This is a genomic window from Streptomyces sp. GbtcB6, assembly GCF_019091475.1.
Classification (GTDB): Bacteria; Actinomycetota; Actinomycetes; order Streptomycetales; family Streptomycetaceae; genus Streptomyces; species Streptomyces hyaluromycini.
In genome coordinates, this window is the sequence record NZ_JAGXJL010000126.1 from 1 (window position 1) to 5,909 (window position 5,909).

Annotated in this window: 6 protein-coding genes and 2 pseudogenes; 5 read left to right on the top strand and 3 right to left on the bottom strand. The window is 71.2% G+C overall.

Annotated elements, in window-relative coordinates; all coding sequences use genetic code 11:
* Together KVT45_RS54400 and KVT45_RS54405 are read left to right on the top strand one after the other, a co-directional pair.
* Positions 1 to 181: pseudogene (locus KVT45_RS54400) on the top strand (metallophosphoesterase); the annotation flags it as partial.
* Positions 182 to 283: 102 nt separating this feature from the next.
* Positions 284 to 588, top strand: a pseudogene (locus KVT45_RS54405) (transposase); the annotation flags it as partial.
* 49 nt (positions 589 to 637) lie between these two features.
* Here the strand turns inward: KVT45_RS54405 and KVT45_RS54410 are convergent.
* Entirely contained in the window at positions 638 to 1,174 is a 537-nt protein-coding gene (locus KVT45_RS54410; RefSeq protein WP_217562455.1) for a TetR/AcrR family transcriptional regulator, read from the bottom strand.
* 75 nt (positions 1,175 to 1,249) lie between these two features.
* Here KVT45_RS54410 and KVT45_RS54415 point away from each other — a divergent pair, with 75 nt between their 5' ends.
* From KVT45_RS54415 to KVT45_RS54425, 3 genes are all read left to right on the top strand, one after another.
* A complete protein-coding gene (locus KVT45_RS54415; RefSeq protein ID WP_217562457.1) occupies positions 1,250 to 2,299 on the top strand; it encodes an aldo/keto reductase in 1,050 nt (349 codons plus the stop codon).
* A complete protein-coding gene (locus KVT45_RS57495; protein WP_254648731.1) occupies positions 2,296 to 2,454 on the top strand; it encodes a hypothetical protein in 159 nt (52 codons plus the stop codon). The genes KVT45_RS54415 and KVT45_RS57495 overlap by 4 nt, the downstream gene beginning before the upstream one ends.
* 362 nt (positions 2,455 to 2,816) lie before the next feature.
* Positions 2,817 to 3,839, top strand: a complete 1,023-nt coding sequence (locus KVT45_RS54425; RefSeq protein WP_217562459.1) for an aldehyde reductase — start codon at positions 2,817 to 2,819, stop codon at positions 3,837 to 3,839.
* 133 nt (positions 3,840 to 3,972) lie between these two features.
* On the opposite strand, the gene KVT45_RS54430 is transcribed toward KVT45_RS54425, so the two are convergent.
* Positions 3,973 to 5,451 (bottom strand): aldehyde dehydrogenase, encoded by a 1,479-nt coding sequence (locus tag KVT45_RS54430; RefSeq protein ID WP_217562461.1) that lies wholly within the window; start codon positions 5,449 to 5,451, stop codon positions 3,973 to 3,975.
* Positions 5,452 to 5,503: 52 nt separating this feature from the next.
* Positions 5,504 to 5,909 (bottom strand): oligopeptide/dipeptide ABC transporter ATP-binding protein (locus KVT45_RS54435; protein ID WP_368857576.1); only part of this gene is annotated, 406 nt, incomplete at its 5' end.

A 5,909-nucleotide genomic window follows, 5' to 3' on the forward strand; every position in this document is an offset into this window, starting at 1 on the left:
CGGCGGGCAGATCTGGCCGTTCATCTTCCTCGTCCGGATCGTCCAGCCGGTGGTGCACGGCCTGAGCCGGCACGGCGAGCGGACCCAGCTCTACACAAGCCGGGGCGCCGGCTTCTGGGGCCCGCCCTTCCGGATCTTCGCGCCCAGCGAGATCACGCTGCTCACCCTGCGGTCGGCGTAGCAACGGTCCGGCGACGGCCGACAGCGCGGGTGCCGGGCGCATGTCCCAGCACCCGGCAACCCGCCTGCATGGGCCAAGCTCCACCGCCTGGTTGACGAAGGCGGATCGAAGATCCACCTCATCGTCGACCGCGGCGGCCTGCCTCTGTCGATCGGTGTCTCCGCCGCGAACCTCCACGACAGCCGAGCCTTGATCCCGCTGGTCCGCGGCATTCGGCACCGCCTCGCCCGCAAGGGCATCGAGTCATCCCGACGCCCGGGCAGACATCGCCGGGGCGTGGCACGAACAGTGTCGTGGATGTCCGGCTGCAGGCGCCTCAACCGCCGCTACGAGCGCAGGCCGGAACACTTCCTCGCCTTCACCGCAGCGCCGCAACCCTCATGTGCCACCGTCGGCTCACCGACTGAAACGACGTCCAGGTCGTTCATTTGGCAGGCCCTGTCTCGTGCGCGGCGCCTACCGGTGCGTGCGGAGTCCGTCGAGGATGAGTGCCAGCATGTGGGGTGCTCGGTCCTCGGGGCTGGACGCGGCGCGCCACAACGCCCCGGTCAGCTGGAGGAAGTCGCCGGGGTCTGCGTCCGCGCGGATGCTTCCGTTCTTCTTGCCGGCGTCGAGGAGTTCGGTGATCGCGGCGATGACCGGCCCGTAGCTCAGCTCGGCGATCGTCTGGTGTGCGCCCGGGCCGAGGGCGTCGCCGAGGCCGTGCTTTCTGCGCATGGCCTCCACGAGGTCGGTCGTCCAGTGGCGGAGCGCTTCCAGCGGCGGCATCCGGGCCAGCAGGTCGGGCACGGTGCCGGTGATGCGTGCGACCTCGTCCTGGTAGACGGCCAGGACCAGCGCCTCGCGTGTCGGGAAGTTGCGGTACAGGGTGCCCGCGCCGACTCCCGCGCGCTGGGCGATCTGGTTCATCGACGTGCTGCCGTCCGCCGCGAGCGCTTCGCGTGCGGCGGCGAGGATGCGTGCCCTGTTCTCGCGGGCGTCTGAACGGACCATATGACCCCTCCTTGCTAAGTGGAGAGTTCTCCACTACGTTATCCGGAGAGCTCTCCGCATACTTTAAGGAGCGTCATGCAGTACATCAAGCTCGGCACCACAGGCCTGGACGTGTCACCGATCGCGATCGGCGCGATGACCTACGGCGAACCCGACCGAGGCCACCCCGTCTGGTCGAAGGGGGAGGAGGACGCGCGTCCGCTCGTCAAGCACGCGCTGGAGGCGGGGATCAACTTCTTCGACACCGCGAACATGTACTCCAACGGTTCCAGCGAGGAGATTCTCGGCCGCGCGCTCAAGGACTTCGCCGACCGCGATGCCGTGGTGATCGCCACGAAGCTGCGCCATCCGATGCGGCTGGGACCGAACGGCCGCGGCCTGTCGCGCAAGGCGATCATGACCGAGGTCGACCACTCCCTGCGCCGCCTCGGCACGGACTACATCGACCTCTACCAGATCCACCGCAACGACCACGCCACCCCGTGGGAGGAGACGCTCGAGGCGCTCAGCGACCTCGTGAAGGCCGGCAAGGTCCGCTACCTCGGCGCCTCGTCCATGCACGCCTGGGAGTTCGCGAAGGCGCTGCGCCTGCAGAGGCAGCACGGCTGGGCGCGGTTCGCGTCGATGCAGGACCACTACAACCTGCTCGCCCGCGAGGAGGAGCGGGAGATGATCCCGCTGTGCCTGGACGAGGGTGTCGGCACGATCATCTGGTCGCCGCTGGCCCGCGGCCGCCTCGCCCGCGCGTGGGACGACGCCCGCTCGACGGCGCGCTCCGAGACGGACGGAGCGTACGCGGACACCCTCTACTCCACCGAGCAGGAGGCGTCCAACCACGCGATCATCGACGCGGTCGGACAGGTCGCGGACGCCCACGGCGTCAGCCGCGCTCAGGTCGCGCTCGCCTGGCTGCGCCGCCAACCGGTCGTCACGGCACCGCTGGTCGGCGCCGGCTCGATCCGGCAGATCGACGAGGCCGTGGCCTCCCTCGACATCGAGCTCAGCGACGACGAAGCGCGCGCTCTGGAGGCCCCGTACACCCCCCGGTACGACTGGCAGGGCGTCTCCGACGAGGCCGAGATGGAGGCCATTCGCAAGCGCGTTCCCGGCATGGCTCTCGTATGAACCCCATCGTCCGCCCCGGCGCCGCTGCCCGCGCCGGAGCCCTCCTGACCCTCCTCGGCCCGCTTGTGTCCTGGGGCGCCGAGTTCGTCACCGCCGAGGCACGGCAGGACCCGCCGTACTCGCCGTGTACAAGTGAGTCGGCCGCTCGGGCCTGACCGGCCCGGCACAGAGCGGGTTCGGACAGGGCGCCGACTCCGCCCCCGGCACCGTCATGGACACCGGCAGGGTGAGCTACGGCATCCTCGCCGGCGTCGGGGTCTCGCTCGTCGGCGTCTTCCACGGCTCCGAGGGCTCCGCAACGCGCTCGGCACCGCCGGACTGATCGCGCTCCCCCTCTTCATGGCCGATGCGTTCACCGGCCGGACGGGGAACAACGGCATCTTCGAGCGCGCCGTGCTGTACCCGCTCATGATCGGCCACGCCCTGCTCGGAAGCAGAGTGGCCGCTGCCCGGCGGCGTCATGCGACGCGCCCGCCGGCACCTTTTGGCATTCGAGTCGCGAGCTGAGGAGACAGAGATGGCACAGGTACTGGTCACCGGAGGGACAGGATTCATCGGGAGCTGGTGCGTCCTGACCCTGCTCGACGCCGGGCACACCGTCCGCACCACCGTCCGCGACCTGCGACGCGAGCCGGCCCTGCGCTCGTGGCTCCACGCGGCCGCACCGTTCGACGACGACCGTCTCACGGTCGTACGCGCCGACCTCGAACACCCCGAGGGCTGGGACGAGGCCGTCGCCGGCTGCGACTTCGTCCTCCACGTCGCCTCGCCGACCCTGCGCCGCACGCCGGCGACCGACGACGAGCTGGTGGTCCCGGCACGGGAGGGCGTCCTGCGGGTGCTGCGCGCCGCCCGCGACGCCGGCGTGCGGCGGGCCGTCCTGACGAGCGCGTTCGGCGCCATCGGGATCGGGCACCCGCCACGCTCGACCCCGTTCACCGAGGAGGACTGGACCGACGTCGACAGCGACATCCCGCCCTACCAGCGGTCCAAGACGCTCGCCGAGCGCGCCGCCTGGCAGTTCGTCGCGGACGAAGGCGGTGGACTGGAACTGGCAGTGGTTCATCCCGTGGGGGTCCTTGGACCGCTGCTCGGCCCCGACGACCCGCCCTCTCTGCGCGTGGTGCGCAGAATGATCGAGGGACGGGTGCCTGCCTGTCCTCCCTTCGGGATGGGCTTCGTCGACGTGCGCGACGTCGCGGATCTGCACCTGCGCGCGATGACCGATCCGGCGGCCGCCGGCGAGCGCTTCCTGGCAATCGCCGGGCACAGCCTGCGAGTTGTCGAGATCGCGCGCATTCTGCGTGACCGTCTGGGAGAGCGCGCCGCGAAGGCCCCGGACCGTGAACTGCCCGTGTGGCTCGCGCGAGCGCTGGGCACCGTGAACCCGGAACTGCGACTGCTGAGGCACCAGTTGGGCCGGGATCTCGACGCGACAAGCGCCAAGGCGGAGCGGCTTCTCGGGTGGCGGGCGCGGCCCATCGAGGACACCATTGCGGAGACCGCCGAAAGCCTCCTCGCCCACGGCATCGGGAAATGACCGGCTCGCAACCGGCCGATGCGGCAGCCTTGTCCGGCGAAGGCGCGTTGGACCGGTGACGCGGCTCAGCCGGCCCGGAGGAATGGGGCTCCGCGTGATCCACCCACGTGCCCTCCATCGAGGTCCCCGCGGGTCACCCCGCGTCGATGATGACCGCCTTGACCTGGGTCCAGTCCTCCAGGTAGTCAGGGCCCATGGAGCGGCCGAAACCGCTGTTCTTGTAGCCGCCGAAGGGCGTGCCGATCGATCCCGTCGGGCCGCCGTCGCCGACCGTGTTGACGGCGACCTGGCCGGCCTCGACGCGGCGGGCGAGTCGTACCGCGCGTCCGATGTCCCGCGTCCACACCGTGGCGGTGAGGCCGTAGCGGGTGCCGTTGGCGATGGCGACCGCCTCGTCCTCGTCGTCGTAGGTGAGGACCGAGAGGACCGGGCCGAAGATCTCTTCCTGGGCGATACGCATCTCCGGGCGCACCCGGTCGAAGAGGGTCGGCTCGACGAAGTAGCCGACGTCGTACGGTTCGCCGGTGAGCTTGCCGCCGCCGACCACGACCTCCGCACCCTCCTCGCGGCCGATCGCCAGATAGTCCAGCACCCGCCTCTCCTGCCGGGCGTTGATCAGCGGACCCATGTCGACGGCCTGGTCCCACAGGCCCACCCGGACATCCCGGAACCGCTCGGCCAGTGCCTCGACCAGCCGGCCGTGGAGGGAGGTGTGGACCAGCACGCGCGACCCGGCGGCGCAGACCTGGCCGCTGTTCATGACGATGCTGCGGACGATCGCCGGTACGGCCATGTCGAGATCGGCGTCGGGCAGCACGATCTGCGGGGACTTGCCGCCCAACTCCAGTTGCAGCGGTATCAGGTTGCGGGCGCACGCCTCCATCACGGCCGTGCCGGTGGCCGGTGAGCCGGTGAAGCTCATCTTGCGGATACCCGGGTGCGCGGGCAGGGCCGCCCCCGCCTCGGCGCCGTATCCCGTGACGACGTTGAGGACGCCGGGCGGGATGCCCGCCTCCAGGGCGAGGCGGGCCAGGTAGAGGGCGGTGAGCGGGGCGTCCTCGGCGGGCTTGAGGACGACCGTGTTGCCCGCGGCGATCGGAGCAGCGGTGTTGAAGACCGTCATGGGGCCGGGCGCGTTCCACGGGATGGTCGCGCCGACCACGCCGTAGGGCTCGCGCAGGGTCAGGCCCAGGACGTCTGGGGAGCGGGTGGGCAGGGTGTCGCCGAAGACCTTGTCGGCCTTGCCCGCCAGGTAGGTCAGGCGCGCGGCGATGGGGGAGGGGCCCACCGGGTGGCCCACCTCGACGGCTTCCAGCCTGTTGGTGTCGTCGTCGTGCTCGCGCACCGACTCGGCCCAGCGGTAGAGGAGTTCACCGCGTACGGCGGGGCTGGTGTCGCGCCACGCGGGCAGTGCGGCTTCGGCGGCTCGTACGGCGTCGTCGACGTCCTCGGCGGTGCCGCGCGGGACGCGGGCCAGTACCGCGCCGGTCGCCGGATTCACCACGTCGATCGTGGACTTGGTACGGGCGGGGACCCAGGCACCGGCGATGAGATGCGTGCCGTCGGGGAGGAGTGACTGGATGTCGAGAGGGGCGGGGGCGGTGGTGGTCATCGTGGTCCTTGGGGGGAGGGAGGCGGTGAGTTGTTCCGGCGTGCCCGCCGGGTCAGGCCGCTCCGGACGCGATCTCGTCGTAGCGGTGACAGGCGACGGCGACGCCGTCGTGGTCGGCGAGTTCCGGGCGCCTGGTCCAGCAGGTCTCCTGGGCGAAGGGGCAACGCGGCGTGAAGGAGCAGCCCTCGCTGGTACGGCCGGGGGCCGCGACCGTGGCGACCAACCGCCGCCGCTCCGCCTGGCGTTGGCGCTGGGCCACCGGATCGGGGACGGGCGCGGCGGCGAGAAGGGCGCGGGTGTAGGGGTGGGCGGGGGAGTCGGCGATGCGCAGGGCGGGGCCGCGTTCGACGACCCGGCCGGCGTACAGGACGACGATGGTGTCGCTGAGGTAGCGCACCACCGACAGGTCGTGCGAGATGAACAGGTAGCTGAGCCCGCGGGTGCGCTTGAGCCGGGCC